Here is a 26,482-nt window from a genome sequence, read left to right on the forward strand (position 1 = left end):
GCTCCCGATCTTGCTGTGCGCCGACCACGCATCAGCCATGCGTTCCTTGGGGGGAATCGATGAGGCTTTCCGTACGTGCCGTCGTGCCTGCCGCCGCGCTGCTGCTCGCCGGCTGCGGGACAGGGGCCGGCGAGCAGCAGTCCGCGGGCTCGCCTGCCGCCGAGGCCGTAGCGCGGGCCGCGGAGAAGAGCGAGGGTGCCACGTCCCTGCGCTACCGGCTGACCGGCCGGTTCCCGGAGCGAGGGCGGATAGCGGACGAGGGGACCGTCCGCACCGAGCCGGCCGTGGCCCGTCTCAAGACGGCCAACCTGAGCGGCGAGGAAAGTGGCGAGACCGAGCTGCGCCTGATCGGCGGGGTGCTGTACGAAAGGGCACCCGCCGACATGGTCCAGAAGCTGGGCGGCAGGCACTGGGTCAGCTACGGCCCGGCCGCCGAGTTCACCACGGACAGCGGACTGCGCATGGACGTCGGCGGCCTGCGCGACCAGGTCGGCCGTAACCCGGCCCGGGAAGCAGGCTTCCTGGCCGGTGCGCACGACGTGAAGCGGGTCGGCGGCGAGAAGGTCGACGGAGCCGTCACCACGCACTACGCGGGCACGGCCGCCATCGACGAGCTCCGAGCCTCAGTCAAGGGCGTCGAGGACAAGGCCACCCGAGAGGGGCGCGAGCGCAGCCTCGACCAGTACGAGAAGCTGGGCGTGGACGAGCTCACCCTGGATGTGTGGGTCGACGGCGACGACCGGGTCAGGCGGCTCCGCACCCAGGGCTTCGGCCGCAAAGGAGCGCTCGACCTCACCTTCACGCTCCTCGACTACGGGAAGCCGGTGACCATCCCGGCACCCCGCCCCGACGACACCGCGGACCTGCGGAAGCCGCTGAAGAAGAACGGGAGCTGAGGGCCGTAGGGGCCGATTTGCTTGACGGCGATCCCGTCCCGTACTCTCCTACAGAAGCCCAAGACCGCTGGTCGTTGCCGTGCGCTTGCAAGAGGGTGCGGTGGCCGAAGGATCCGCTGAACTGCGGACGACCCGCGCAGGTGACAGTGGAAGAGCTCCCGGAGTGCGTGCGTCCCCGTGCGTGCGACCGGTCGAGTCCGCCCCGTGCGCCTGCGCCGGGGCGTTTCGTTTTCCCCAGTCCTCCTTCGGGTCCGCGCGGTCAGAATCACCCGGAAGGAGGCCGAGGCTCTATGGCGAGGCCCGACAAGGCTGCCGCAGTGGCCGAGTTGACGGAGCAGTTCCGCAACTCCAACGCTGCCGTGCTGACCGAGTACCGCGGTCTCACCGTGGCGCAGCTCAAGACGCTGCGTCGTTCGCTCGGTGAGAACGCCCAGTACGCCGTGGTGAAGAACACGCTGACCAAGATTGCGGCCAACGAGGCCGGGATCACGACGCTGGACGACCTGTTCAACGGTCCGACGGCTGTCGCCTTCGTCACCGGTGACCCGGTGGAGTCGGCGAAGGGTCTCCGTGACTTCGCCAAGGACAACCCGAATCTCGTCATCAAGGGCGGTGTCCTCGAGGGCAAGGCCCTCTCCGCCGACGAGATCAAGAAGCTTGCGGACCTCGAGTCCCGCGAGGTTCTGCTCAGCAAGCTGGCCGGTGCCTTCAAGGCGAAGCAGTCCCAGGCTGCCTCCGTCTTCCAGGCGCTGCCGTCGAAGCTCGTCCGCACCGTGGACGCGCTCCGCGCCAAGCAGGCCGAGCAGGGCGGTGCCGAGTAATTCGGCTCGCACACTGGCCCCCGCTGCCTGAACGCGGAGGCCACAGCGGGCCGACGTACGCCCGCCTCACCCAGTACATCCGGCACCTGCCGAATTAGTGGAAGGACCGCCATCATGGCGAAGCTCAGCCAGGAAGACCTGCTCGCGCAGTTCGAGGAGATGACCCTCATCGAGCTCTCCGAGTTCGTGAAGGCCTTCGAGGAGAAGTTCGACGTCACCGCCGCCGCTGCCGCGCCGGTCGTCGTCGCCGGTGGTGCCGCTGGTGGCGCCGCCGCCGAGGCCGCCGAGGAGAAGGACGAGTTCGACGTCATCCTCACCGGTGCCGGCGACAAGAAGATCCAGGTCATCAAGGTCGTGCGTGAGCTCACCTCCCTGGGCCTGAAGGAGGCCAAGGACCTGGTCGACGGTGCGCCGAAGCCGGTTCTGGAGAAGGTCAACAAGGAGGCCGCGGACAAGGCCAAGGAGTCCCTCGAGGGCGCCGGCGCCTCCGTCGAGGTCAAGTAAGACCTTCGCGAACGCCTGTGACGGCCCCGTAGGGCTGTAACGCGAACGCACCGAAGAGCGATCATCCATTCGGGTGGTCGCTCTTCGGCGTTCCTGGGGCGCGGCCGCGGTTGCCTTGCGCCCGCTTCGACGGGGGGTATGGTGATCTTCGTCGTGTCCCTGGTCGGCCCGGGGTTCGGGTATGGGGGCCTTGACGAACCGCACGCAGCGCGCAATTCTCAGGACGCGTCGTCACAAGGATCCGAATCCGAGGCATGGATCGACGACGAAGAGGGCAGTATCAACGTGCGTTGAAGGCAGGCATGGCGCAGACGTTGAGAACAACGAGGGTCTCTGAAAACCGGGACTGGACATCAGTGTGCCAAGTGGCTACACTGACCCTTTGCGCTGCCTGTTAGCTGTCCCCTGCCCGTCACCAGGGGTCTGCCCTCGCCTCAGCACTGACGACCGGAATATCCCTGACCTGGCCGAACAGCCACATCAGGGGGAGCCTGTCTCTGTGCGCGGGTGAGGGGCCGGTACGCGCGTAGTGAGTCCGAGCCCTCGGAAGGACCCCCTCTTGGCCGCCTCGCGCACTGCCTCGACCGCGAATACGAACAACGGCGCCAGCACCGCCCCGCTGCGCATTTCCTTTGCAAAGATCAAGGAGCCTCTCGAGGTTCCCAACCTGCTCGCGCTGCAGACCGAGAGCTTTGACTGGCTGCTCGGGAACACCGCCTGGCAGAGTCGGGTCGAGGAGGCTCTGGAGTCCGGTCAGGACGTCCCCACCAAGTCCGGCCTCGAGGAGATCTTCGAGGAGATCTCCCCGATCGAGGACTTCTCCGGGTCGATGTCGCTGACGTTCCGCGACCACCGCTTCGAGCCGCCGAAGAACAGCATCGACGAGTGCAAGGAGCGCGACTTCACGTACGCCGCTCCGCTCTTCGTCACGGCCGAGTTCACGAACAACGAGACCGGCGAGATCAAGTCCCAGACGGTCTTCATGGGCGACTTCCCGCTCATGACGAACAAGGGCACGTTCGTCATCAACGGCACCGAGCGTGTCGTGGTGTCGCAGCTGGTCCGTTCGCCCGGTGTCTACTTCGACTCCACCATCGACAAGACGTCCGACAAGGACATCTTCTCGGCCAAGATCATCCCGTCCCGGGGTGCCTGGCTGGAGATGGAGATCGACAAGCGCGACATGGTCGGTGTCCGTATCGACCGCAAGCGCAAGCAGTCCGTCACCGTCCTGCTCAAGGCGCTCGGCTGGACGACCGAGCAGATCCTCGAGGAGTTCGGCGAGTACGAGTCGATGCGCGCCACCCTGGAGAAGGACCACACCCAGGGCCAGGACGACGCGCTGCTCGACATCTACCGCAAGCTGCGTCCGGGCGAGCCCCCACGCGTGAGGCCGCGCAGACGCTTCTGGAGAACCTGTACTTCAACCCGAAGCGTTACGACCTCGCCAAGGTCGGCCGCTACAAGGTCAACAAGAAGCTGGGTGCGGACGCTCCGCTCGACGCGGGCATCCTGACCGTCGAGGACATCATCTCGACGATCAAGTACCTGGTGAAGCTGCACGCGGGCGAGACCGAGACGGTCGGCGACAGCGGTCAGACGATCGTCGTCGAGACCGACGACATCGACCACTTCGGCAACCGTCGTCTGCGCAGCGTCGGCGAGCTCATCCAGAACCAGGTCCGTACGGGTCTGGCGCGTATGGAGCGTGTCGTCCGTGAGCGGATGACGACCCAGGACGTCGAGGCGATCACGCCGCAGACCCTGATCAACATCCGGCCGGTCGTCGCCTCCATCAAGGAGTTCTTCGGCACCAGCCAGCTGTCGCAGTTCATGGACCAGAACAACCCGCTGTCGGGTCTCACCCACAAGCGCCGTCTGTCGGCTCTTGGCCCGGGTGGTCTCTCCCGTGAGCGGGCCGGCTTCGAGGTCCGTGACGTGCACCCGTCCCACTACGGGCGTATGTGTCCGATCGAGACCCCTGAAGGCCCGAACATCGGTCTGATCGGTTCGCTCGCCTCGTACGGCCGGGTCAACGCGTTCGGTTTCGTCGAGACCCCGTACCGCAAGGTCATCGACGGCCAGGTCACCGACGAGGTCGACTACCTGACCGCCGACGAGGAGGACCGCTTCGTCATCGCGCAGGCCAACGCCACGCTCAACGACGACCTGCGCTTCGCCGAGGCCCGCGTGCTCGTCCGCCGTCGTGGCGGCGAGGTCGACTACGTCGGCCCCGAGGACGTGGACTACATGGACGTCTCGCCGCGCCAGATGGTGTCGGTCGCGACCGCCATGATCCCGTTCCTCGAGCACGACGACGCCAACCGTGCCCTCATGGGCGCGAACATGATGCGCCAGGCCGTTCCGCTCATCAAGGCGGAGGCCCCGCTCGTCGGCACCGGCATGGAGTACCGCTCCGCCGTCGACGCCGGCGACGTCGTCAAGGCCGAGAAGGCCGGTGTGGTCCAGGAGGTCTCCGCGGACTACATCACCACCGCCAACGACGACGGCACGTACATCACGTACCGCCTGGCCAAGTTCGCCCGCTCCAACCAGGGCACCTCGGTCAACCAGAAGGTCATCGTCCACGAGGGCGACCGGATCGTCGAGGGCCAGGTCCTCGCCGACGGCCCGGCCACCCAGAACGGCGAGATGGCGCTGGGCAAGAACCTGCTCGTGGCGTTCATGCCGTGGGAGGGTCACAACTACGAGGACGCGATCATCCTGTCGCAGCGCCTCGTGCAGGACGACGTCCTCTCCTCGATCCACATCGAGGAGCACGAGGTCGACGCCCGTGACACCAAGCTCGGCCCCGAGGAGATCACCCGGGACATCCCGAACGTCTCCGAGGAGGTCCTCGCCGACCTCGACGAGCGCGGCATCATCCGTATCGGTGCCGAGGTCATCGCCGGTGACATCCTCGTCGGCAAGGTGACCCCGAAGGGTGAGACCGAGCTGACGCCGGAGGAGCGCCTGCTGCGCGCGATCTTCGGTGAGAAGGCCCGTGAGGTCCGTGACACCTCGCTGAAGGTGCCGCACGGCGAGACCGGCAAGGTCATCGGCGTCCGCGTCTTCGACCGCGAGGAGGGCGACGAGCTTCCCCCGGTGTGAACCAGCTGGTGCGCGTGTACGTGGCGCAGAAGCGCAAGATCACCGACGGTGACAAGCTCGCCGGCCGTCACGGCAACAAGGGTGTCATCTCGAAGATCCTGCCGATCGAGGACATGCCGTTCCTGGAGGACGGCACCCCGGTCGACATCATCCTCAACCCGCTGGGTGTGCCGTCCCGAATGAACCCGGGACAGGTCCTGGAGATCCACCTCGGCTGGCTCGCCAGCCAGGGCTGGGACGTCTCCGGTCTCGCCGACGAGTGGGCGCAGCGCCTCCAGGCGATCGGCGCCGACCAGGTCGAGCCGCGTACCAACGTGGCCACCCCGGTCTTCGACGGTGCCCGCGAGGACGAGCTCGCCGGTCTGCTGGAGCACACCATCCCGAACCGCGACGGCGACCGCATGGTCCTCCCGTCCGGCAAGGCGCGGCTGTTCGACGGCCGTTCGGGTGAGCCGTTCCCGGACCCGATCTCGGTCGGCTACATGTACATCCTGAAGCTGCACCACCTGGTCGACGACAAGCTGCACGCCCGCTCGACCGGTCCGTACTCGATGATCACCCAGCAGCCGCTGGGTGGTAAGGCCCAGTTCGGCGGCCAGCGGTTCGGTGAGATGGAGGTGTGGGCCCTCGAGGCCTACGGCGCCGCGTACGCCCTCCAGGAGCTGCTGACCATCAAGTCCGACGACGTCACCGGCCGCGTGAAGGTCTACGAGGCCATCGTCAAGGGCGAGAACATCCCCGAGCCCGGCATCCCCGAGTCCTTCAAGGTGCTCATCAAGGAGATGCAGTCGCTCTGCCTGAACGTGGAGGTGCTGTCCAGCGACGGTATGTCCATCGAGATGCGTGACACCGACGAGGACGTCTTCCGCGCTGCGGAGGAGCTCGGCATCGACCTGTCCCGGCGCGAGCCGAGCAGCGTCGAAGAGGTCTGACGGGAGTCCGGCGGGGCCCTCACCCACAGGGCCCCGCCGACCCCCAGGCCCCCGTTTCAGACCACAGACTCACGACCCTGAGAGGGATTGACGCATAGTGCTCGACGTCAACTTCTTCGACGAGCTCCGGATCGGCCTGGCCACCGCTGACGACATCCGTCAGTGGAGCCACGGCGAGGTCAAGAAGCCCGAGACCATCAACTACCGCACCCTCAAGCCCGAAAAGGACGGACTCTTCTGCGAGAAGATCTTCGGTCCGACCCGGGACTGGGAGTGCTACTGCGGCAAGTACAAGCGTGTCCGGTTCAAGGGCATCATCTGTGAGCGCTGTGGCGTCGAGGTGACTCGCGCCAAGGTGCGCCGTGAGCGGATGGGCCACATCGAACTGGCCGCTCCCGTCACGCACATCTGGTACTTCAAGGGTGTCCCGAGCCGTCTGGGCTACCTGCTCGACCTGGCTCCCAAGGACCTCGAGAAGGTCATCTACTTCGCCGCGTACATGATCACGTACGTCGACGAGGAGCGCCGTACCCGCGACCTGCCCTCCCTGGAGGCGCACGTCTCCGTCGAGCGGCAGCAGATCGAGAACCGCCGGGACGCCGACCTGGAGGCCCGCGCCAAGAAGCTCGAGACCGACCTGGCCGAGCTGGAGGCCGAGGGCGCCAAGGCCGACGTGCGCCGCAAGGTGCGCGAGGGTGCCGAGCGCGAGATGAAGCAGCTGCGTGACCGTGCGCAGCGCGAGATCGACCGGCTCGACGAGGTGTGGACCCGGTTCAAGAACCTCAAGGTCCAGGACCTCGAGGGCGACGAGCTCCTCTACCGCGAGCTGCGTGACCGCTTCGGCACGTACTTCGACGGCTCGATGGGTGCCGCGGCGCTGCAGAAGCGCCTGGAGTCCTTCGACCTCGACGAGGAGGCCGAGAAGCTCCGCGAGATCATCCGTACCGGCAAGGGCCAGAAGAAGACCCGTGCGCTCAAGCGCCTGAAGGTCGTCTCCGCGTTCCTGCAGACCAGCAACAGCCCCAAGGGCATGGTCCTCGACTGCGTGCCGGTCATCCCGCCGGACCTTCGCCCGATGGTGCAGCTGGACGGTGGCCGCTTCGCGACCTCCGACCTGAACGACCTGTACCGCCGTGTGATCAACCGCAACAACCGTCTGAAGAGGCTCCTCGACCTCGGCGCGCCCGAGATCATCGTCAACAACGAGAAGCGCATGCTTCAGGAGGCTGTTGACGCCCTCTTCGACAACGGTCGTCGTGGTCGCCCGGTCACCGGTCCGGGTAACCGTCCGCTGAAGTCCCTCAGCGACATGCTGAAGGGTAAGCAGGGTCGATTCCGTCAGAACCTGCTCGGTAAGCGTGTGGACTACTCCGCGCGTTCCGTGATCGTCGTCGGTCCGCAGCTGAAGCTGCACCAGTGCGGTCTGCCCAAGGCGATGGCGCTGGAGCTCTTCAAGCCGTTCGTGATGAAGCGCCTGGTCGACCTGAACCACGCGCAGAACATCAAGAGCGCCAAGCGCATGGTGGAGCGCGGCCGCACGGTCGTGTACGACGTCCTCGAAGAGGTCATCGCCGAGCACCCGGTGCTGCTGAACCGTGCTCCCACCCTGCACCGCCTCGGCATCCAGGCCTTCGAGCCGCAGCTGGTCGAGGGCAAGGCCATCCAGATCCACCCGCTCGTCTGCACCGCGTTCAACGCGGACTTCGACGGTGACCAGATGGCCGTGCACCTGCCGCTGTCCGCGGAGGCGCAGGCCGAGGCCCGCATCCTGATGCTGTCCTCGAACAACATCCTCAAGCCCGCCGACGGCCGTCCGGTGACGATGCCGACCCAGGACATGGTCCTCGGTCTGTTCTTCCTCACCACCGACGGTGAGATGCGGGACATCAAGGGTGAGGACCGCTCCTTCTCCTCCGTCGCCGAGGCGATCATGGCCTTCGACGCGGGCGAGCTCTCGCTCCAGTCGAAGATCGACATCCGCTTCCCGGTCGGCACCATCCCGCCGCGCGGCTGGACCCCGCCGGCGCAGGAGGAAGGCGAGCCGGAGTGGCAGCAGGGTGACAGCTTCCGCCTGAAGACCACGCTGGGTCGTGCGCTCTTCAACGAGCTGCTGCCCGAGGACTACCCGTTCGTCGACTACGAGGTCGGCAAGAAGCAGCTCTCCGAGATCGTCAACGACCTCGCCGAGCGCTACCCGAAGGTCATCGTGGCGGCGACGCTCGACAACCTGAAGGCGGCCGGCTTCTACTGGGCCACCCGTTCCGGCGTCACCGTCGCCATCTCCGACGTCGTCGTTCCCGAGGCGAAGAAGGAGATCGTCCGCGGTTACGAGGCGCAGGACGAGAAGGTCCAGAAGCAGTACGAGCGCGGTCTGATCACCAAGGACGAGCGCACGCAGGAGCTCATCGCGATCTGGACCAAGGCGACCAACGAGGTCGCCGAGGCGATGAACGACAACTTCCCGAAGACCAACCCGATCTTCATGATGGTGAACTCGGGTGCACGAGGCAACATGATGCAGATGCGTCAGATTGCCGGTATGCGTGGTCTGGTGTCGAACGCGAAGAACGAGACCATCCCGCGGCCCATTAAGGCGTCGTTCCGTGAGGGCCTGTCCGTGCTGGAGTACTTCATCTCCACGCACGGTGCCCGTAAGGGTCTCGCGGACACCGCTCTGCGTACCGCCGACTCGGGTTACCTCACCCGTCGTCTGGTGGACGTCTCGCAGGACGTCATCATCCGCGAGGAGGACTGCGGCACCGACCGCGGCCTCAAGCTCGACATCGCCGAGCGCGGTGCGGACGGCGTGCTGCGCAAGGCGGACAACGTCGAGACGTCCGTGTACGCGCGCTGCCTCGCCGAGGACATCGTGGTCGACGGCAAGGTGCTGGCCCCGGCCGGTACCGACCTCGGTGACGTGCTCATCGACGAGCTGGTCCGCCACGGCGTCGAGACGGTCAAGACCCGCTCGGTCCTGACCTGCGAGTCCGCCGTCGGCACCTGCGCCATGTGCTACGGCCGCTCGCTGGCCACCGGCAAGCTGGTCGACATCGGTGAGGCGGTCGGCATCATCGCCGCCCAGTCCATCGGTGAGCCCGGTACCCAGCTGACGATGCGTACCTTCCACACCGGTGGTGTGGCCGGTGACGACATCACCCAGGGTCTGCCGCGTGTCGTCGAGCTCTTCGAGGCCCGTACCCCGAAGGGTGTCGCCCCGATCTCCGAGGCCTCCGGCCGCGTGCGGATCGAGGAGACCGAGAAGACCAAGAAGATCGTCATCACGCCGGACGACGGCAGCGACGAGACGTCCTACCCGATCTCGAAGCGCGCCCGACTCCTGGTCAGCGAGGGCGAGCACGTCGAGGTGGGCCAGAAGCTCACCGTGGGTGCCACCAACCCGCACGACGTGCTGCGCATCCTGGGCCAGCGTGCCGTCCAGGTCCACCTGGTCGGCGAGGTCCAGAAGGTCTACAACTCGCAGGGTGTGTCGATCCACGACAAGCACATCGAGATCATCATCCGGCAGATGCTCCGCCGTGTGACGATCATCGAGTCCGGCGACGCCGAGCTGCTGCCCGGCGAGCTGGTCGAGCGCTCGAAGTTCGAGACCGAGAACCGTCGTGTGGTCCAGGAGGGCGGTCACCCGGCCTCCGGTCGTCCGCAGCTCATGGGTATCACCAAGGCCTCGCTGGCCACGGAGTCCTGGCTGTCGGCGGCGTCCTTCCAGGAGACGACCAGGGTCCTCACGGACGCGGCGATCAACGCCAAGTCCGACTCCCTGATCGGCCTCAAGGAGAACGTCATCATCGGTAAGCTCATCCCGGCCGGTACGGGTCTGTCCCGCTACCGCAACATCCGGGTCGAGCCGACCGAGGAGGCGAAGGCCGCGATGTACTCGGCCGTCGGCTACGACGACATCGACTACTCGCCGTTCGGCACCGGCTCCGGCCAGGCCGTTCCGCTGGAGGACTACGACTACGGTCCGTACAACCAGTAAGCGAGCGTCCGCTTGAAGGGCGGTCACCCCTCGGGGTGGCCGCCCTTCGGCGTTCGCCGGGGCCGCCTCCGGGTTTTCTCCGGGTGTGACCCCGATGTCGGGAATCGCGGTTCGGCGCATCATGGAGGGAACCCGACCTTTACGGGGGAGGTGCTCCATGACACATCCGTCGTGGCAGCCGTGGCAGGGGAGCGGCGTCCCGCAGCCGTGGCAGGGAAGCGGCGCCCCACAGCCGTGGGCGGGAGCCGGTGCCCCCGGGATGCTCGCCTCGCACGCCGACCGTGAGCGTGCCGTGGACGTGCTCAGGGCCGGCTTCGGCGAAGGACGGCTGGAGCAGCCGGAGTTCGAGAAGCGGGTGGCGCGGGCCTACGCGGCCCGTACGGTGGGCGAGCTCGCCCTGCTCGTCGCCGACCTGCCCCAGGGGCCCGTGCCGCAGCCTGCGCCCGTCGTACCCGTCCCGCGGACCTTCCTGCCGGTGTCCCGGCCGCAGACCAACGGCAAGGCGGTCGGCTCGGCCGTCTGCGGTGTGCTGTGTCTCGTGAGTTTCGGGCTCACCGGCATACCGGCGGTGGTTCTGGGGCACTCGGCACGCTCCGAGATCCGCCGTACCGGTGAGAGCGGTGACGCGCTCGCCCTGACCGGGCTCGTGCTCGGGTGGCTGTCGACCGCGTGCTGGGCGGTTCTGCTGACGCTGATGGTCGTGGCCGCCGCCCTGTCCGCATGAGCTCCGGGAGAAGTGGCCTGAGGTGGCCGTATCGGGGATTCGAAGATCAAATACGTCGTGCGGTCTTGACATCGGCCGTATGGCGATGCGGGCGAGGCCCATTTGTTTTGACCGCAGCGAATGAGGTAGGTACGCTCAGACCTTGTGCCTGGGGTGTGCCCTGGCTCTCGTGCGTGCCTTCAACCGCATAACGAGCTGTGAGCGGCCACCGTAATCTGTGCTCTTTTCGCCTCGCGGCGGGAGTCCGCCGGATTCGACACACCCGACCGCGTGGGTCGGCGACGTTCCAGGTTAGCTTCACCATTCGGCACACAGAAACCGGAGAAGTAGTGCCTACGATCCAGCAGCTGGTCCGTAAGGGCCGGCAGGACAAGGTCGAGAAGAACAAGACGCCCGCACTCGAGGGTTCCCCTCAGCGTCGTGGCGTCTGCACGCGTGTGTTCACGACCACCCCGAAGAAGCCGAACTCGGCCCTGCGTAAGGTCGCGCGTGTGCGTCTGACCAGCGGGATCGAGGTCACCGCTTACATTCCGGGTGAGGGACACAACCTGCAGGAGCACTCCATCGTGCTCGTGCGCGGCGGCCGTGTGAAGGACCTGCCGGGTGTTCGCTACAAGATCATCCGTGGCTCCCTCGACACCCAGGGTGTCAAGAACCGCAAGCAGGCCCGTTCCCGCTACGGCGCCAAGAAGGAGAAGTAAGAATGCCTCGTAAGGGCCCCGCCCCGAAGCGCCCGGTCATCATCGACCCGGTCTACGGTTCTCCTCTGGTCACGTCGCTCATCAACAAGGTGCTGCTGAACGGCAAGCGCTCCACCGCCGAGCGCATCGTCTACGGCGCCATGGAGGGCCTGCGCGAGAAGACCGGCAACGACCCGGTCATCACGCTGAAGCGCGCTCTCGAGAACATCAAGCCGACCCTCGAGGTCAAGTCCCGCCGTGTCGGTGGCGCCACCTACCAGGTCCCGGTCGAGGTCAAGCCCGGCCGTGCCAACACCCTGGCGCTGCGCTGGCTGGTCGGTTACTCCCGCGCCCGTCGCGAGAAGACCATGACCGAGCGTCTCCTCAACGAGCTTCTCGACGCCTCCAACGGCCTCGGTGCGGCCGTGAAGAAGCGCGAGGACACCCACAAGATGGCCGAGTCCAACAAGGCCTTCGCGCACTACCGCTGGTAGTCGCTACCCACATCGAGACCGAGAGAAGACTGAAGCCTTATGGCTACCACTTCACTTGACCTGGCCAAGGTGCGCAATATCGGCATCATGGCCCACATCGACGCGGGCAAGACGACCACCACCGAGCGGATCCTGTTCTACACCGGTGTGTCTTACAAGATCGGTGAGGTCCACGACGGCGCTGCCACCATGGACTGGATGGAGCAGGAGCAGGAGCGTGGCATCACGATCACCTCTGCTGCCACCACCTGTCACTGGCCGCTGGAAGACGTCGACCACACCATCAACATCATCGACACCCCGGGCCACGTCGACTTCACCGTCGAGGTGGAGCGCTCCCTGCGCGTGCTCGACGGTGCCGTGACGGTGTTCGACGGCGTCGCCGGCGTTGAGCCCCAGTCCGAGACGGTGTGGCGTCAGGCGGACCGCTACCGCGTTCCGCGTATCTGCTTCGTCAACAAGCTGGACCGCACGGGCGCGGAGTTCCACCGCTGCGTCGACATGATCAGCGACCGTCTGGGTGCCCAGCCGCTCGTCATGCAGCTCCCGATCGGTGCCGAGGCCGACTTCAAGGGCGTCGTGGACCTGGTCCGCATGAAGGCGCTCGTCTGGTCCGCCGAGGCGACCAAGGGCGAGATGTACGACGTCGTCGACATCCCGGCCACGCACACCGAGGCCGCTGAAGAGTGGCGCGGCAAGCTGCTCGAGGCCGTCGCGGAGAACGACGAGGAGATCATGGAGCTGTACCTCGAGGGCGAGGAGCCCTCCGAGGAGCAGCTGTACGCGGCCATCCGCCGCATCACGATCGCCTCCGGCAAGTCCAGCGACACCACGGTCACCCCGGTGTTCTGTGGTACCGCGTTCAAGAACAAGGGCGTCCAGCCCCTGCTCGACGCGGTGGTCCGCTACCTGCCCTCCCCGCTCGACATCGAGGCCATCGAGGGCCACGCGGTGAACGACCCCGAGGAGGTCGTGAAGCGCAAGCCCTCCGAGGACGAGCCGCTGTCGGCGCTGGCGTTCAAGATCATGAGCGACCCGCACCTCGGCAAGCTCACCTTCGTCCGCGTGTACTCCGGTCGCCTGGAGTCCGGCACCCAGGTGCTGAACTCCGTCAAGGGCAAGAAGGAGCGCATCGGCAAGATCTACCGCATGCACGCGAACAAGCGTGAGGAGATCGCGTCGGTGGGCGCCGGCGACATCATCGCCGTCATGGGTCTGAAGCAGACCACGACCGGTGAGACGCTGTGCGACGACAAGCAGCCGGTGATCCTGGAGTCCATGGACTTCCCGGCGCCGGTCATCCAGGTCGCCATCGAGCCCAAGTCGAAGGGCGACCAGGAGAAGCTGGGCGTCGCGATCCAGCGTTTGGCCGAGGAGGACCCGTCCTTCCAGGTCCACTCGGACGAGGAGACCGGCCAGACCATCATCGGTGGTATGGGCGAGCTGCACCTCGAGGTGCTGGTCGACCGTATGCGCCGTGAGTTCAAGGTCGAGGCCAACGTCGGTAAGCCGCAGGTGGCCTACCGTGAGACGATCCGCAAGCCCGTCGAGCGCGTCGACTTCACGCACAAGAAGCAGACTGGTGGTACCGGCCAGTTCGCCAAGGTGCAGATCGGCATCGAGCCGCTCGAGGGCGGCGACGCGTCGTACGAGTTCGTGAACAAGGTGACCGGTGGTCGTATCCCGAAGGAGTACATCCCTTCGGTCGACGCCGGCTGCCAGGAGGCCATGCAGTTCGGCATCCTCGCGGGCTACGAGATGACCGGCGTGCGCGTCATCCTGCACGACGGTGCGTACCACGAGGTCGACTCCTCCGAGCTCGCGTTCAAGATCGCCGGTTCGCAGGCCTTCAAGGAGGCCGCGCGCAAGGCCAGCCCCGTGCTGCTCGAGCCGATGATGGCCGTCGAGGTCACCACGCCCGAGGACTACATGGGTGAGGTCATCGGTGACATCAACTCCCGCCGTGGCCAGATCCAGGCCATGGAGGAGCGGGCGGGTGCCCGCGTCGTGAAGGGCCTCGTGCCCCTCTCGGAGATGTTCGGTTACGTCGGCGACCTGCGCAGCAAGACGTCCGGCCGCGCCAGCTACTCCATGCAGTTCGACTCCTACGCCGAGGTTCCGCGGAACGTCGCCGAGGAGATCATCGCGAAGGCCAAGGGCGAGTAACGCACTGCGTTAACGCACCGCGTTCACACGCCGTAGGCTTGACTCCGGAGCCTCACGGGGCAAACGCACACGTTCGTGAGTGTTTGCCCCGGGTTCCGGGACTTAACAGCAAAGATCACCTGGCGCCGATGAAGTAAGGCGTACAGAACCACTCCACAGGAGGACCCCAGTGGCGAAGGCGAAGTTCGAGCGGACTAAGCCGCACGTCAACATCGGCACCATCGGTCACATCGACCACGGTAAGACGACCCTCACGGCCGCCATTACCAAGGTGCTGCACGACGCGTACCCGGAGCTGAACGAGGCCACCCCGTTCGACAACATCGACAAGGCTCCTGAGGAGCGTCAGCGCGGTATCACCATCTCCATCGCGCACGTCGAGTACCAGACCGAGGCGCGTCACTACGCCCACGTCGACTGCCCGGGTCACGCGGACTACATCAAGAACATGATCACCGGTGCCGCCCAGATGGACGGCGCGATCCTCGTGGTCGCCGCGACCGACGGTCCGATGCCGCAGACCAAGGAGCACGTGCTCCTGGCCCGCCAGGTCGGCGTGCCGTACATCGTCGTCGCCCTGAACAAGGCCGACATGGTGGACGACGAGGAGATCCTGGAGCTCGTCGAGCTCGAGGTCCGTGAGCTCCTCTCCGAGTACGAGTTCCCGGGCGACGACCTGCCGGTCGTCAAGGTCTCCGCTCTGAAGGCGCTCGAGGGCGACAAGGAGTGGACGCAGTCCGTCCTGGACCTCATGAACGCCGTCGACACCGCGATTCCGGAGCCGGAGCGCGACGTCGACAAGCCGTTCCTGATGCCGATCGAGGACGTCTTCACGATCACCGGTCGCGGTACGGTCGTCACCGGCCGTATCGAGCGTGGTGTCCTGAAGGTCAACGAGACCGTCGACATCATCGGCATCAAGACCGAGAAGACCACCACCACGGTCACCGGCATCGAGATGTTCCGCAAGCTGCTCGACGAGGGCCAGGCCGGTGAGAACGTCGGTCTGCTCCTCCGTGGCATCAAGCGCGAGGACGTCGAGCGCGGCCAGGTCATCATCAAGCCGGGCTCGGTCACCCCGCACACCGAGTTCGAGGCGCAGGCCTACATCCTCTCCAAGGACGAGGGTGGCCGCCACACGCCGTTCTTCAACAACTACCGTCCGCAGTTCTACTTCCGTACGACGGACGTGACCGGCGTCGTGACCCTCCCCGAGGGCACCGAGATGGTCATGCCGGGTGACAACACCGAGATGAAGGTGGAGCTCATCCAGCCCGTCGCCATGGAGGAGGGCCTGAAGTTCGCCATCCGTGAGGGTGGCCGGACCGTGGGCGCCGGCCAGGTCACCAAGATCAACAAGTGAGCTTGCTGATCTGACCTGGTAGCTCCAGCGCGAGCTCCTGAAGGGGCCCGTACGACTTCGGTCGTGCGGGCCCTTTCGCTGTTTCCGGGGCCTGTTGCGAGGGGGGTCCTCCGGCCGCGGTCTCACCCTCGTGGCTCACCCAAGTGGCATGCCGATCAAGCCTCGTGAAGATTGCTGGGGGAGTGAAGAAAGGTGTCGGCATGGCACATTCAGGCCGCTGGGTTCGGTATTCGTCCCGGTTCTGCATACCCTCGTTCACCGCTGCGGCCGCCCTGCTGGCCGGTGCGGTGCCGTCAACCACCGCTCCGGGTACGGACGTTGCCCCGCAGGCCGCAGTCGACGTATCCAGACTGTCCGCGGGCTGGTCCAACCCGTGGGCCATAGCGTTCCTTCCGGACGGGCGCTCGGCGCTGGTGACCGAGAACGAGACCGCCCGTGTCTTCCGCCTCCGCGACAACGGCTCCAAAACCCTCGTCGGCAAGGTGCCGAAGGTGGCCGTCTTCCAGCCCGGTGACGCCGCCAAGGGCGGGCTGCTGGGGGTCGCCCTGGCCCCGACGTGGGACGGCAGGATCGTCCTCGGAGGCCTCAAGCGGGGCTCCAACCACCACGGCGGCAAGATCGCCTTCGGTCCCGACAAGTACCTCTACGTCGCCACCGGCGAGGCCACGCACGCCAAGCTCGCGCAGGACAGGAACTCGATCAACGGGAAGATCCTGCGGATCACGAAGACCGGGAAGCCCGCTCCCGGCAACCCCTTCGGCAACCACATCTACAGCTACGGTCACCGCAACCCGCAGGGCCTGGCCTGGGACCGCAAGGGCCGGCTGTGGTCTGCGGAGATCGGGCAGGACGCGGCGGACGAGCTCAACCTGATCAAGCCGGGCGCCAACTACGGCTGGCCCACCTGCGAGGGCCGGTGCTCCGTCAAGGGCATGACCAACCCGAAGGCCACCTGGGCCCACACCACGGCACCCGCCCAGGTCGCCGTCGTGGGCGACCACCTCTACGTGTCGTCCCTGCGCGGCTACAAGCTCTGGCGTGTCCCGGTCGCCGCGGCACTCCAGGGCAAGGGCGACAGTGCGAAAACCGCCGTCTTCTCCGGCTATGCGCTGCGCGCGCTCACGAAGGTCCCCGGCAAGAACGAGCTGTGGCTGGGCACGTCGAGGCGAGCAGGTGGGGACAGGATCCTCCGCGTCACCGTCAAGTAGTGCCGGCCGCCGTCCGCAAGTAGCGCTGGCCGCCGTCCACAAGTAGCGCCGGCCGCCGTCCCCAAGTAGTGCCGACCGCCGTCCATGAGTGGCGTCGGCCATCGGCCAATCGAGTAACGACGAAGGACGTCGACATGACTGACATACGCCGCTCGATGCGGCATTCATCCCGGTTCGGCATAGCCTCGCTCGCGACGGCGGCCGCGCTGATGGCGACCTGCCTGTCCCAGCCGGTGTCCGCCGCTCCGGACGCCGTACCCAACGCCGCCGACGGCGGTGCACCGGCCAGCGCCAGAACGCTGTCGACGGGATGGCACACGCCCTGGGGTATCTCGTTCCTGCCGAACGGCCGTAGCGCCCTGGTGACCGAGCGGCTCTCCTACCAGGTCTACCGCCTCGACCGTGACGGCACGAAGAAGCGGGTCGGAGAGGTGCCGTACACGGTGCCCGAGCCGTACGACGAGGGCGCCGGCGGGCTGCTGGGGGTGGCCCCGTCTCCGACGTGGGACGGCAGGAAGGACAAGCAGGTGTTCTTCATGCACACCACGAGGAGCGAGACCCGGGTCGTCAGAATGGACTACGACGGCAGGTCGCTCAGGAACTACAAGGCGATCCTCACCGGAATCAGACGGGGCGGGGACCACAACGGCGGCAGGATCGCATTCGGCCCAGACAAGTACCTGTACGTCTCGACGGGCGAGGCGCTGCAGCCGAAGCTCGCGCAGGACAAGAACTCGATCAACGGGAAGATCCTGCGGATCACGAAGACCGGGAAGCCCGCTCCCGGCAACCCCTTCGGCAACCACATCTACAGCTACGGCCACCGCAACCCGCAAGGCCTGGCCTGGGACAGCAGGGGCCGGCTCTGGTCGGTGGAGATCGGCCAGCGGACGCATGACGAACTCAACCTGATCCGACCGGGCGCCAATTACGGCTGGCCCACCTGCGAGGGCTCCTGCCGCGTCCAGGGCATGACCAACCCGAAGGCCACCTTCAGCCCGGAGAAGGGTGTGCCCGCCCAACTCGCCGTCGTGCGCAACGTCCTGTACGTATCGTCGCTGCGCGGCCAGCGGCTGTGGCGTGTCCCGATCGACGCCGACAGCGGGCGCGTCGGCACCAAGACCGCCTTCTACTCCGGCACATACGGCCGGCTCCGCGCCATCGCCAAGGTGCCCGGCGCGAACGAACTGTGGGTGGGCACCAGCGACCTGGGATACGGCAAGGACAGGATCCTCCGCGTCCGCATCAAGTGACACCACCCGCCACGTCACCCCGAGAGGAAGGGCGTCACCCCGACAGAAAGCACAGACCTCCGACAGAAAAGCGCGTCACTCCGACAGAAAGGACGTACGACCGATGGATGAGACCAAGGAGCAGCTGACGCCCGCCGAGCAGACCTCCGCGCAGCAGACGGACGACGCCACCTGGGAGGCCCCCGCCCACGAGGTCGTCGACACCGCGCTCGAAGTCACCGCCTACTCCCTCAACTCCCGCTAGCCGTTGCCATGCTGCTGCTGGTACTCGGCACCGCCGCCGGCGGCGGCATCCCCCAGTGGAACTGCGCGTGCCCAGGATGCGCCGGGGCACGCGCCCACCTGCACCGGCGCCGTCGGCATGCCTCGCTCGCCGCCCGGGCGGGTGAGGGCCGCTGGTACATCGTCAACGCGACCCCCGACATCGCCGACCAGATCGAGGACCGGCCCGAGCTCCACCCGGGCCCCGGCCCCCGGCAGACCCCGCTCGCCGGAGTGATCCTCACCGACGCCGAACTCGACCACACCCTGGGTATCGCACGGCTGCGTGAGGCGGACCGTCTCCAGGTGCTGGCGACGACCCCGGTTCGCCAGGCGCTGCGGGACCGCCTGCGCCTCGGAGACGTACTGGCGCCGTACACCGACGTGACCTGGCGGGAGCTGCCCGGGCACGGCTCGGAGCCGCTGGACCCCGCGGCTCCGGGCCTGCAGATCAGCGCGGTCCCGGTGTCCGGCAAACGCCCGCGGTACGCCGCCGACGCCCCGGACGACGAGGCATGGGTCGTCGCGCTGCGCCTGTACGACCCGGCCTCCAGCACCTCGGTCCTCTACGCCCCGGCGCTGGCCGCCTGGCCCGACCGCCTCCAGCAGGCTGCCGCCGAGGCCGACTGCGTCCTCGTGGACGGCACCTTCTGGGACGACGAGGAGCCCCGCCGGACCGGCATCTCCTCCCGCACCGCCACCGGCATGGGCCACCTGCCCATCGACGGCCCGGGCGGCACCGCCGAACGCCTTGCCCCCCTCTCCGCCCGATGCCTCTACACGCACCTCAACAACACCAACCCCCTCGTCGACCCGGCGGCACCCCAGCACAAACGGCTCGCCCGGCTGGGCATCGAGGTGGCGTACGACGGGATGGTGATCGAGCCATGAACACGGCAGCCGTGAACACGACCGGCGCCCCGCCCGCGGAGCCCTGGAGCCCCGCCGAGTTGGAGGCGCGACTGCGTGCGGTGGGGGAGGAGCACTACCACCACCGGCACCCCTTCAACATCCGGATGCACAGCGGCGACCTCAGCCAGGCGGAACTGCGCCGCTGGATCGTCAACCGCTTCCACTACCAGCGCCACATCCCCGTCAAGGACGCCCTGATCACCGCCAAACTGCCCACCTCCGAGCTGCGCCGGAGGTGGCTGCGCCGCATCCAGGACCACGACGGGCCGCAGGAGGGCGAGGGCGGCATCGAGCGCTGGCTGCGGCTCGGCGAGGCGGCCGGCCTGGACCGCGAGACGCTGCTGCGCGCCGACTCGGTGCTGCCGGGCGTACGGCTGGCTGTCGACGGATACGTCAACTTCTGCCGGCTGCGCTCGCCCCTCGAAGCCGTCGCGGCCTCGCTCACCGAGCTGTCCGCCCCCGACCTGATGCGCACCCGCATCGACGCCTTCGAACGCCACTACCAGTGGATCGAACCCGAGGGCCTCGCCTACTTCCGTGCCCGCGTCTCCCAGGGGCGGCGCGACAGCCGGGAGGCACTCGACCTGGTACTGAGCTGGGCCCGCAGCCGGGAGGAGCAGGAAAGCGCCGTGGCCGCGCTGCGCTTCAAGTGCGACGTCCTGTGGTCCCTGCTGGACGCGGTGGACCGGGCGGGCCGCCGGGAGCAGGCATGACGGCGGCACCCGGGGCCGACTGGCGGCCGGCCCTGGCCCCGGCCATCGTGCGGCGCTACGACCGCGTACGCGACCGGGACCTGCTGCTCCTTCCGGAACGGGTCGGCGTCCTGACGGGCTCGGCCGGGGCGGTCGTCGGCCTGTGCGACGGCAGCCGCAGCGTGCCCGACATCGTCGAGGAACTGGCCGAACGCTTCCCCGACGCCCCGGTGGCCACCGACGTCCCCCCATTCCTCGAACGGCTGCGCAGGGAGGGCTGGCTCCGATGAACACCCCCGATCCGACGCCGGCTGCGCCCGCCGGGCCTGCCCTGCCTGCGACACCGGCTCCGGCCCCGCTGCCCTCCGCGGCTGCGACGCCGACTCCGGCTTCCCTGTCCTCCGCGGCCGCGACGCGCTCCGCGGCTGCCGGGCCTGCTCTGGCTGCGACGCCCGCTCCGGCCTCACCGTCCTCCCCGAGCGTGTCGACCTCCCCGGCTGCGGAGCCCTCCCCGCCCGCTGCCCCCGCCCGCCCCTGGGCCCTGCTCGCCGAGCTCACCCACGCCTGCCCGCTGCATTGCGGGTACTGCTCCAACCCCCTGGAGCTGACCCGGCGTTCGCGGGAGTTGACCACCGGGCAGTGGGCGGACGTGATGCGGCAGGCGGGGGAGCTCGGTGTCGTCCACACGCATCTGTCGGGCGGGGAGCCGCTGCTGCGGCGGGACCTGGCTGAGATCGTCACCGCGGCCGAGGCCGCCGGTATCTACACCCAGCTGGTCACCAGCGGCGTGGGCCTGGACCGGGCCCGCCTCGGGGCGCTCGTCCGCGCCGGGCTGAAGAGCGTCCAGCTGTCCGTCCAGCACGCCGATCCGCGCGCCTCCGACCGGATCGCCGGACGCCGGTCCTTCGCCGAGAAGGAGCGGGCCACCGAGGTCGTCCGGGCCGCCGGCCTCCCCCTCGGCCTCAACGTCGTCCTGCACCGCGGGAACCTCGATGCCCTGGACGCCATCGTGGAGCTGGGCGTGGCCTGGGGCGTGGACCGCATCGAGCTGGCCAATGTCCAGTTCTACGGCTGGGGCCTGCTCAACCGCGCGGCGCTGCTGCCGACGCGCGAGCAGCTCGCCGGGGCGCGGGACGCCGTGGAGCGGTGGCGGGAGAGGCTCACCGCAGGGCCTGAGCTCGTCTGGGTCGTCCCCGACTACTTCGACGGCGTCGCCAAGCCGTGCATGGGCGGCTGGGGCGCGGTCTCGCTCACCGTCACGCCGGACGGCACCGTCCTGCCCTGTCCGGCCGCGGCCGCGCTGCCGGACCTGGACCCGCCGAACGTCCGGGACCATCCGCTGGGGTGGATCTGGGATCACTCGACGGCGTTCACCCGCTACCGCGGGACCGACTGGATGCCCGACCCCTGCCGCGGCTGTGACCGCCGCGACGACGACTTCGGCGGCTGCCGATGCCAGGCGTACGCGCTCACCGGGGACGCCACCCGTACGGACCCCGCGTGCCGGCTGTCCCCGGATCACGGGCTGATCCGGGCGCTGGCCGACGGCAGCGCGGATGCGACGGCTCCCATCAGGCGGCGAGCACCCGGTCGGCGGGAGAGCGTGGCCAGCCGGGTTTGACGTGCGTCACCCTCGGGGTATTCTCTCCGGCTCGATTGGCGGAGCCCCCGCCCCATATGGCAGACTGTCCGAGTTGCTCGGTCGAGTGTTGATGCTGCGCGCCTCCCGCCGGGAGGACCGGAAGCGAGTCCCACAGTACTCGTCGCCCTAACTGCCGTAAGGCAGCGCTGGGGCGGACGTACGGGAATCTTCCGGGAAGTGTATGCGCGGCACCGGCCAGGCACCCGGTGGGCCTCCTAGCTCCCGGCTTGCGGTTCCGGAAGGGCCGTGTTCCCACGCAGGGATGTTCGAACAAGGGACATCTGTGTCAGCGGGAGCGCGACACGCCCGACCGCGTGGGTCGGAGGAGGTCAAGGGAACACCGGGTTCCAGAGCGTAAGAGAGACAGGACTACTGAGTAGCCATGGCGGGACAGAAGATCCGCATCCGGCTCAAGGCCTACGACCACGAGGTCATCGACTCCTCGGCGAAGAAGATCGTCGAGACGGTGACCCGCACTGGTGCGTCGGTCGCGGGCCCGGTGCCGCTGCCCACTGAGAAGAACGTGTACTGCGTCATCAAGTCGCCGCACAAGTACAAGGACTCGCGCGAGCACTTCGAGATGCGCACGCACAAGCGCCTGATCGACATCCTCGACCCCACCCCCAAGACCGTTGACTCTCTGATGCGACTCGACCTCCCGGCCGGTGTCGACATCGAGATCAAGCTCTGAGGCCTGGTGATCTGAGAGATGGCTAAGCAGATCAAGGGCATCCTGGGCGAGAAGCTCGGCATGACGCAGGTGTGGGACGAGAACAACCGTGTTGTTCCGGTCACCGTCGTCAAGGCCGGCCCCAACGTCGTCACCCAGGTGCGTACCAACGACGTCGACGGCTACGAGTCCGTCCAGCTCGCCTTCGGCGAGATCGACCCGCGCAAGGTGAACAAGCCCCTCAAGGGCCACTTCGCGAAGGCCGACGTCACCCCCCGTCGTCACCTCGTCGAGATCCGTACCGCTGACGCCAGCGAGTACACCCTCGGCCAGGAGATCAACGCCGACGTCTTCGAGGCCGGCGTGAAGGTCGACGTCACCGGCAAGAGCAAGGGCAAGGGCTTCGCCGGTGTCATGAAGCGCCACAACTTCGGTGGCCTCGGCGCCGGTCACGGCACCCAGCGCAAGCACCGCTCTCCCGGCTCCATCGGTGGCTGCGCCACCCCGGGTCGTGTGTTCAAGGGCCTCCGCATGGCGGGTCGTATGGGCAACGAGCGGGTCACCACCCAGAACCTGACCGTCCACGCCGTTGACGCGGAGAAGGGTCTGCTGCTCATCAAGGGCGCGGTTCCCGGTCCGAACGGCGGCCTCGTCCTGGTCCGCACCGCGGCCAAGGGGGCCTGAGGTAACCGATGAGCACTGTTGACATCCTTTCGCCGGCGGGCGACAAGGCCGGTTCCGTCGAGCTCCCCGCGGAGATCTTCGGCGTAGAGAAGATCAGCGTTCCGCTGCTTCACCAGGTCGTCGTCGCGCAGCTGGCCGCTGCCCGCCAGGGCACGCACAAGACCAAGACCCGCGGTGAAGTCCGTGGTGGCGGCAAGAAGCCGTACCGCCAGAAGGGCACCGGTCGCGCCCGTCAGGGTTCGACCCGCGCGCCGCAGTTCGCCGGTGGTGGCGTCGTGCACGGTCCCGTGCCGCGTGACTACTCGCAGCGGACCCCGAAGAAGATGAAGGCCGCGGCCCTGCGCCACGCCCTCACCGACCGGGCCCGCAACAACCGCATCCACGTCGTCTCCGGCGTGATCGAGGGCGACGCCCCGTCCACGAAGGCCGCGAAGAGCTTGTTCGGCAAGATCAGCGAGCGCAAGAACCTGCTCCTGGTCGTCGAGCGCGCCGACGAGGCCGCGTGGCTGTCCGCCCGCAACCTGCCCCAGGTCCACATCCTGGAGCCGGGCCAGCTGAACACGTACGACGTTCTCGTCTCCGACGACGTGGTCTTCACCCAGGCCGCCTTCGAGTCCTTCGTGTCCGGCCCGAAGGCCAATGACACCGAAGGGAGCGAGGCCTGATGGCTATCCGTCACCCCGCCATTGCCTCCAAGGCCGCCAAGAAGGCCAAGGCCGCGCGCGTCGCCAAGGCGCGTCGTCACGCCGCTGAGGGCAAGAACACCGTCGAGACCCCGCTGAGCAAGGCGTACACGGACCCCCGTGACGTCCTGATCAAGCCGGTCGTGTCGGAGAAGAGCTACGCGCTCCTCGACGAGAACAAGTACACGTTCATCGTCGACCCGAACGCCAACAAGACCCAGATCAAGCAGGCCGTCCAGGCGGTCTTCGAGGTCAAGGTCACCGGGGTCAACACGATCAACCGCCAGGGCAAGCGCAAGCGGACCCGCACGGGCTTCGGCCAGCGTGCCGGCACCAAGCGCGCGATCGTGACCCTTGCCGAGGGCGACCGTATCGACATCTTCGGCGGTCCGACCGCCTAAGGGCGGTCCGGATCGTCCGATATCGGACGAGGACTGAGAAATGGGAATCCGCAAGTACAAGCCGACTACGCCGGGCCGTCGTGGTTCCAGCGTCGCCGACTTCGTCGAGGTCACGCGGTCCACGCCGGAGAAGTCGTTGGTCCGCCCCCTGCACAGCAAGGGTGGCCGTAACAACTCCGGTCGTGTGACCGTCCGCCACCAGGGTGGTGGCCACAAGCGCGCCTACCGCGTGATCGACTTCCGTCGTCACGACAAGGACGGCGTGCCGGCGAAGGTCGCGCACATCGAGTACGACCCCAACCGCACCGCGCGCATCGCGCTCCTGCACTACGCCGACGGCGAGAAGCGCTACATCCTCGCGCCGCGCGGCCTGGGTCAGGGCGACCGCGTCGAGAACGGTCCCGGGGCCGACATCAAGCCGGGCAACAACCTGGCGCTGCGCAACATCCCGGTCGGTACCACGATCCACGCGATCGAGCTCCGTCCCGGTGGCGGCGCCAAGTTCGCCCGCTCCGCCGGTGCCTCCGTGCAGCTGCTCGCGAAGGAGGGCTCGATGGCCCACCTCCGCATGCCCTCCGGTGAGATCCGCCTGGTCGACGTGCGCTGCCGCGCCACCGTCGGCGAGGTCGGCAACGCCGAGCAGAGCAACATCAACTGGGGTAAGGCCGGCCGTAAGCGCTGGCTGGGCGTTCGCCCGACCGTTCGCGGTGTGGCGATGAACCCGGTTGACCACCCCCACGGTGGTGGTGAGGGCAAGACCTCCGGTGGTCGCCACCCGGTCAGCCCCTGGGGTCAGAAGGAGGGTCGTACTCGTTCGCCGAAGAAGGCTTCGAACAAGTACATCGTCCGCCGCCGCAAGACGAACAAGAAGCGCTAGGAGCGGGTTTAGATGCCGCGCAGTCTCAAGAAGGGGCCCTTCGTCGACGACCACCTGATCAAGAAGGTGGAAGCCCAGAACGAAGCCGGCACCAAGAACGTCATCAAGACCTGGTCCCGTCGCTCCATGATCGTGCCGGCCATGCTCGGCCACACGCTCGCGGTGCACAACGGCAAGACCCACATCCCGGTGTTCGTCACCGAGTCGATGGTCGGCCACAAGCTCGGCGAGTTCTCGCCGACGCGCACCTTCCGGGGTCACGTCAAGGAAGACCGGAAGTCGAAGCGCCGCTAGTAGCGGATCGCATTCAGACACGTAAGAAACTGAAGGGACAACCATGGAAGCCAGGGCCCAGGCGCGGTACATCCGCGTCACGCCCATGAAGGCCCGCCGTGTGGTGGACCTCATCCGTGGCATGGACGCCACGGAGGCCCAGGCGGTCCTGCGATTCGCTCCGCAGGCTGCCTCTGTGCCGGTCGGCAAGGTGCTCGACAGCGCCATCGCCAACGCCGCGCACAACTACGACCACACGGACGCCTCCTCGCTGTTCATCAGCGAGGCGTACGTCGACGAGGGCCCGACCCTGAAGCGGTTCCGTCCGCGCGCCCAGGGCCGTGCCTACCGGATCCGCAAGCGGACCAGCCACATCACCGTGGTCGTCGCCAGCAAGGAAGGAACCCGGTAATGGGCCAGAAGGTTAACCCGCATGGGTTCCGGCTCGGTGTCACCACGGACTTCAAGTCCCGGTGGTACGCCGACAAGCTGTACAAGGACTACGTCAAGGAAGACGTCGCCATCCGTCGGATGATGACGTCCGGCATGGAGCGCGCCGGTATCTCGAAGGTGGAGATCGAGCGCACCCGTGACCGTGTCCGCGTGGACATCCACACCGCGCGTCCGGGCATCGTCATCGGCCGCCGTGGCGCCGAGGCCGACCGCATCCGCGGTGACCTCGAGAAGCTCACGGGCAAGCAGGTCCAGCTGAACATCCTCGAGGTCAAGAACCCCGAGACCGACGCTCAGCTGGTTGCCCAGGCCGTTGCCGAGCAGCTCTCCTCCCGCGTCTCCTTCCGTCGGGCCATGCGCAAGAGCATGCAGTCCGCCATGAAGGCCGGCGCCAAGGGCATCAAGATCCAGTGCGGTGGCCGCCTCGGCGGCGCCGAGATGTCCCGCTCGGAGTTCTACCGCGAGGGCCGTGTGCCCCTGCACACGCTCCGCGCGAACGTGGACTACGGCTTCTTCGAGGCCAAGACGACCTTCGGCCGCATCGGTGTGAAGGTCTGGATCTACAAGGGCGACGTCAAGAACATCGCCGAGGTCCGCGCCGAGAACGCTGCCGCCCGTGCGGGTAACCGCCCGGCCCGCGGTGGCGCCGACCGCCCGGCCCGTGGTGGCCGTGGTGGCGAGCGGCGCGGTCGCAAGCCGCAGCAGGCTGCCGGCGCCGAGGCCCCCAAGGCCGAGGCTCCCGCGTCCGCTCCGGCTGAGAGCACCGGAACGGAGGCCTGACCGAC

General features: G+C 67.6%; 25 protein-coding genes and 1 pseudogene. All 26 read left to right on the top strand.

All coding sequences use genetic code 11. From position 1 onward, the window contains the following. Nucleotides 1-59: 59 nt before the first annotated feature. Nucleotides 60-896 carry a hypothetical protein gene (locus ACQEV2_RS25200; RefSeq protein ID WP_433045704.1) on the top strand — a complete coding sequence of 279 codons (837 nt, stop codon included), beginning with the start codon at nucleotides 60-62 and terminating at the stop codon, nucleotides 894-896. 290 nt (nucleotides 897-1,186) lie between these two features. Then, complete coding sequence (rplJ, locus tag ACQEV2_RS25205; RefSeq protein WP_030046352.1) at nucleotides 1,187-1,717, top strand: 50S ribosomal protein L10; 531 nt, start codon at nucleotides 1,187-1,189, stop codon at nucleotides 1,715-1,717. 114 nt (nucleotides 1,718-1,831) lie between these two features. After that, nucleotides 1,832-2,221, top strand: coding sequence for a 50S ribosomal protein L7/L12 (gene rplL, locus ACQEV2_RS25210; protein WP_003998852.1), 390 nt, complete (start codon nucleotides 1,832-1,834; stop codon nucleotides 2,219-2,221). Nucleotides 2,222-2,750: 529 nt separating this feature from the next. Further along, nucleotides 2,751-5,332 (top strand): annotated as a pseudogene (gene rpoB, locus ACQEV2_RS25215) (DNA-directed RNA polymerase subunit beta). After that, a complete protein-coding gene (locus tag ACQEV2_RS25220) occupies nucleotides 5,329-6,264 on the top strand; it encodes a hypothetical protein (protein ID WP_433045708.1) in 936 nt (311 codons plus the stop codon). Before rpoB ends, ACQEV2_RS25220 begins: the two are co-directional and overlap by 4 nt. Before the next feature lie 97 nt (nucleotides 6,265-6,361). Then, complete coding sequence (locus tag ACQEV2_RS25225) at nucleotides 6,362-10,261, top strand: DNA-directed RNA polymerase subunit beta' (protein WP_433045711.1); 3,900 nt, start codon at nucleotides 6,362-6,364, stop codon at nucleotides 10,259-10,261. A 157-nt stretch (nucleotides 10,262-10,418) separates the two neighbouring features. Beyond that, on the top strand, nucleotides 10,419-10,985 hold the full coding sequence (locus tag ACQEV2_RS25230; protein WP_433045714.1) for a DUF1707 and DUF4190 domain-containing protein: 567 nt from the start codon (nucleotides 10,419-10,421) through the stop codon (nucleotides 10,983-10,985). Nucleotides 10,986-11,314: 329 nt separating this feature from the next. Beyond that, entirely contained in the window at nucleotides 11,315-11,686 is a 372-nt protein-coding gene (gene rpsL, locus ACQEV2_RS25235) for a 30S ribosomal protein S12 (protein WP_003948652.1), read from the top strand. Nucleotides 11,687-11,688: 2 nt separating this feature from the next. Next, entirely contained in the window at nucleotides 11,689-12,159 is a 471-nt protein-coding gene (rpsG, locus tag ACQEV2_RS25240) for a 30S ribosomal protein S7 (protein WP_003998848.1), read from the top strand. A gap of 39 nt (nucleotides 12,160-12,198) precedes the next feature. Beyond that, on the top strand, nucleotides 12,199-14,325 hold the full coding sequence (gene fusA, locus ACQEV2_RS25245; RefSeq protein ID WP_433045718.1) for an elongation factor G: 2,127 nt from the start codon (nucleotides 12,199-12,201) through the stop codon (nucleotides 14,323-14,325). 169 nt (nucleotides 14,326-14,494) lie between these two features. Continuing rightward, nucleotides 14,495-15,688 carry an elongation factor Tu gene (tuf, locus tag ACQEV2_RS25250; RefSeq protein WP_390741020.1) on the top strand — a complete coding sequence of 398 codons (1,194 nt, stop codon included), beginning with the start codon at nucleotides 14,495-14,497 and terminating at the stop codon, nucleotides 15,686-15,688. Between the two features lie 200 nt (nucleotides 15,689-15,888). After that, complete coding sequence (locus tag ACQEV2_RS25255) at nucleotides 15,889-16,896, top strand: PQQ-dependent sugar dehydrogenase (RefSeq protein ID WP_433045722.1); 1,008 nt, start codon at nucleotides 15,889-15,891, stop codon at nucleotides 16,894-16,896. Between the two features lie 134 nt (nucleotides 16,897-17,030). After that, a complete protein-coding gene (locus ACQEV2_RS25260; RefSeq protein ID WP_433045725.1) occupies nucleotides 17,031-18,149 on the top strand; it encodes a PQQ-dependent sugar dehydrogenase in 1,119 nt (372 codons plus the stop codon). 103 nt (nucleotides 18,150-18,252) lie between these two features. Next, nucleotides 18,253-18,393 carry a pyrroloquinoline quinone precursor peptide PqqA gene (gene pqqA, locus ACQEV2_RS25265; protein ID WP_433045728.1) on the top strand — a complete coding sequence of 47 codons (141 nt, stop codon included), beginning with the start codon at nucleotides 18,253-18,255 and terminating at the stop codon, nucleotides 18,391-18,393. An 8-nt stretch (nucleotides 18,394-18,401) separates the two neighbouring features. Then, a complete protein-coding gene (gene pqqB / locus ACQEV2_RS25270; protein ID WP_433045731.1) occupies nucleotides 18,402-19,301 on the top strand; it encodes a pyrroloquinoline quinone biosynthesis protein PqqB in 900 nt (299 codons plus the stop codon). Continuing rightward, nucleotides 19,298-20,035 carry a pyrroloquinoline-quinone synthase PqqC gene (pqqC, locus tag ACQEV2_RS25275; RefSeq protein WP_433045734.1) on the top strand — a complete coding sequence of 246 codons (738 nt, stop codon included), beginning with the start codon at nucleotides 19,298-19,300 and terminating at the stop codon, nucleotides 20,033-20,035. The genes pqqB and pqqC overlap by 4 nt, the downstream gene beginning before the upstream one ends. Beyond that, entirely contained in the window at nucleotides 20,032-20,304 is a 273-nt protein-coding gene (gene pqqD / locus ACQEV2_RS25280; RefSeq protein ID WP_433045737.1) for a pyrroloquinoline quinone biosynthesis peptide chaperone PqqD, read from the top strand. Before pqqC ends, pqqD begins: the two co-directional genes overlap by 4 nt. A gap of 191 nt (nucleotides 20,305-20,495) precedes the next feature. Continuing rightward, nucleotides 20,496-21,635, top strand: coding sequence for a pyrroloquinoline quinone biosynthesis protein PqqE (gene pqqE / locus ACQEV2_RS25285; protein WP_433045740.1), 1,140 nt, complete (start codon nucleotides 20,496-20,498; stop codon nucleotides 21,633-21,635). Between the two features lie 403 nt (nucleotides 21,636-22,038). Beyond that, nucleotides 22,039-22,347 (top strand): 30S ribosomal protein S10, encoded by a 309-nt coding sequence (gene rpsJ, locus ACQEV2_RS25290; protein ID WP_003948644.1) that lies wholly within the window; start codon nucleotides 22,039-22,041, stop codon nucleotides 22,345-22,347. 18 nt (nucleotides 22,348-22,365) lie between these two features. Then, nucleotides 22,366-23,010 (top strand): 50S ribosomal protein L3, encoded by a 645-nt coding sequence (gene rplC / locus ACQEV2_RS25295; protein ID WP_433045743.1) that lies wholly within the window; start codon nucleotides 22,366-22,368, stop codon nucleotides 23,008-23,010. An 8-nt stretch (nucleotides 23,011-23,018) separates the two neighbouring features. After that, nucleotides 23,019-23,675, top strand: coding sequence for a 50S ribosomal protein L4 (gene rplD, locus ACQEV2_RS25300; protein WP_356572119.1), 657 nt, complete (start codon nucleotides 23,019-23,021; stop codon nucleotides 23,673-23,675). Then, nucleotides 23,675-24,094, top strand: coding sequence for a 50S ribosomal protein L23 (gene rplW / locus ACQEV2_RS25305; RefSeq protein ID WP_433045747.1), 420 nt, complete (start codon nucleotides 23,675-23,677; stop codon nucleotides 24,092-24,094). The genes rplD and rplW overlap by 1 nt, the downstream gene beginning before the upstream one ends. Before the next feature lie 40 nt (nucleotides 24,095-24,134). Further along, nucleotides 24,135-24,971: a 50S ribosomal protein L2 gene (rplB, locus tag ACQEV2_RS25310; RefSeq protein WP_433045751.1), complete on the top strand. Its 837-nt coding sequence runs from the start codon at nucleotides 24,135-24,137 to the stop codon at nucleotides 24,969-24,971. Nucleotides 24,972-24,983: 12 nt separating this feature from the next. Then, nucleotides 24,984-25,265 carry a 30S ribosomal protein S19 gene (gene rpsS / locus ACQEV2_RS25315; protein ID WP_003998828.1) on the top strand — a complete coding sequence of 94 codons (282 nt, stop codon included), beginning with the start codon at nucleotides 24,984-24,986 and terminating at the stop codon, nucleotides 25,263-25,265. Between the two features lie 43 nt (nucleotides 25,266-25,308). Further along, on the top strand, nucleotides 25,309-25,656 hold the full coding sequence (rplV, locus tag ACQEV2_RS25320; RefSeq protein WP_003998827.1) for a 50S ribosomal protein L22: 348 nt from the start codon (nucleotides 25,309-25,311) through the stop codon (nucleotides 25,654-25,656). Next, nucleotides 25,656-26,477: a 30S ribosomal protein S3 gene (gene rpsC / locus ACQEV2_RS25325; RefSeq protein ID WP_003998826.1), complete on the top strand. Its 822-nt coding sequence runs from the start codon at nucleotides 25,656-25,658 to the stop codon at nucleotides 26,475-26,477. The genes rplV and rpsC overlap by 1 nt, the downstream gene beginning before the upstream one ends. Nucleotides 26,478-26,482: the final 5 nt, after the last annotated feature.

Source organism: Streptomyces sp. CA-251387 (genome assembly GCF_050936625.1).
In the GTDB taxonomy this organism is placed as follows: Bacteria; Actinomycetota; Actinomycetes; order Streptomycetales; family Streptomycetaceae; genus Streptomyces.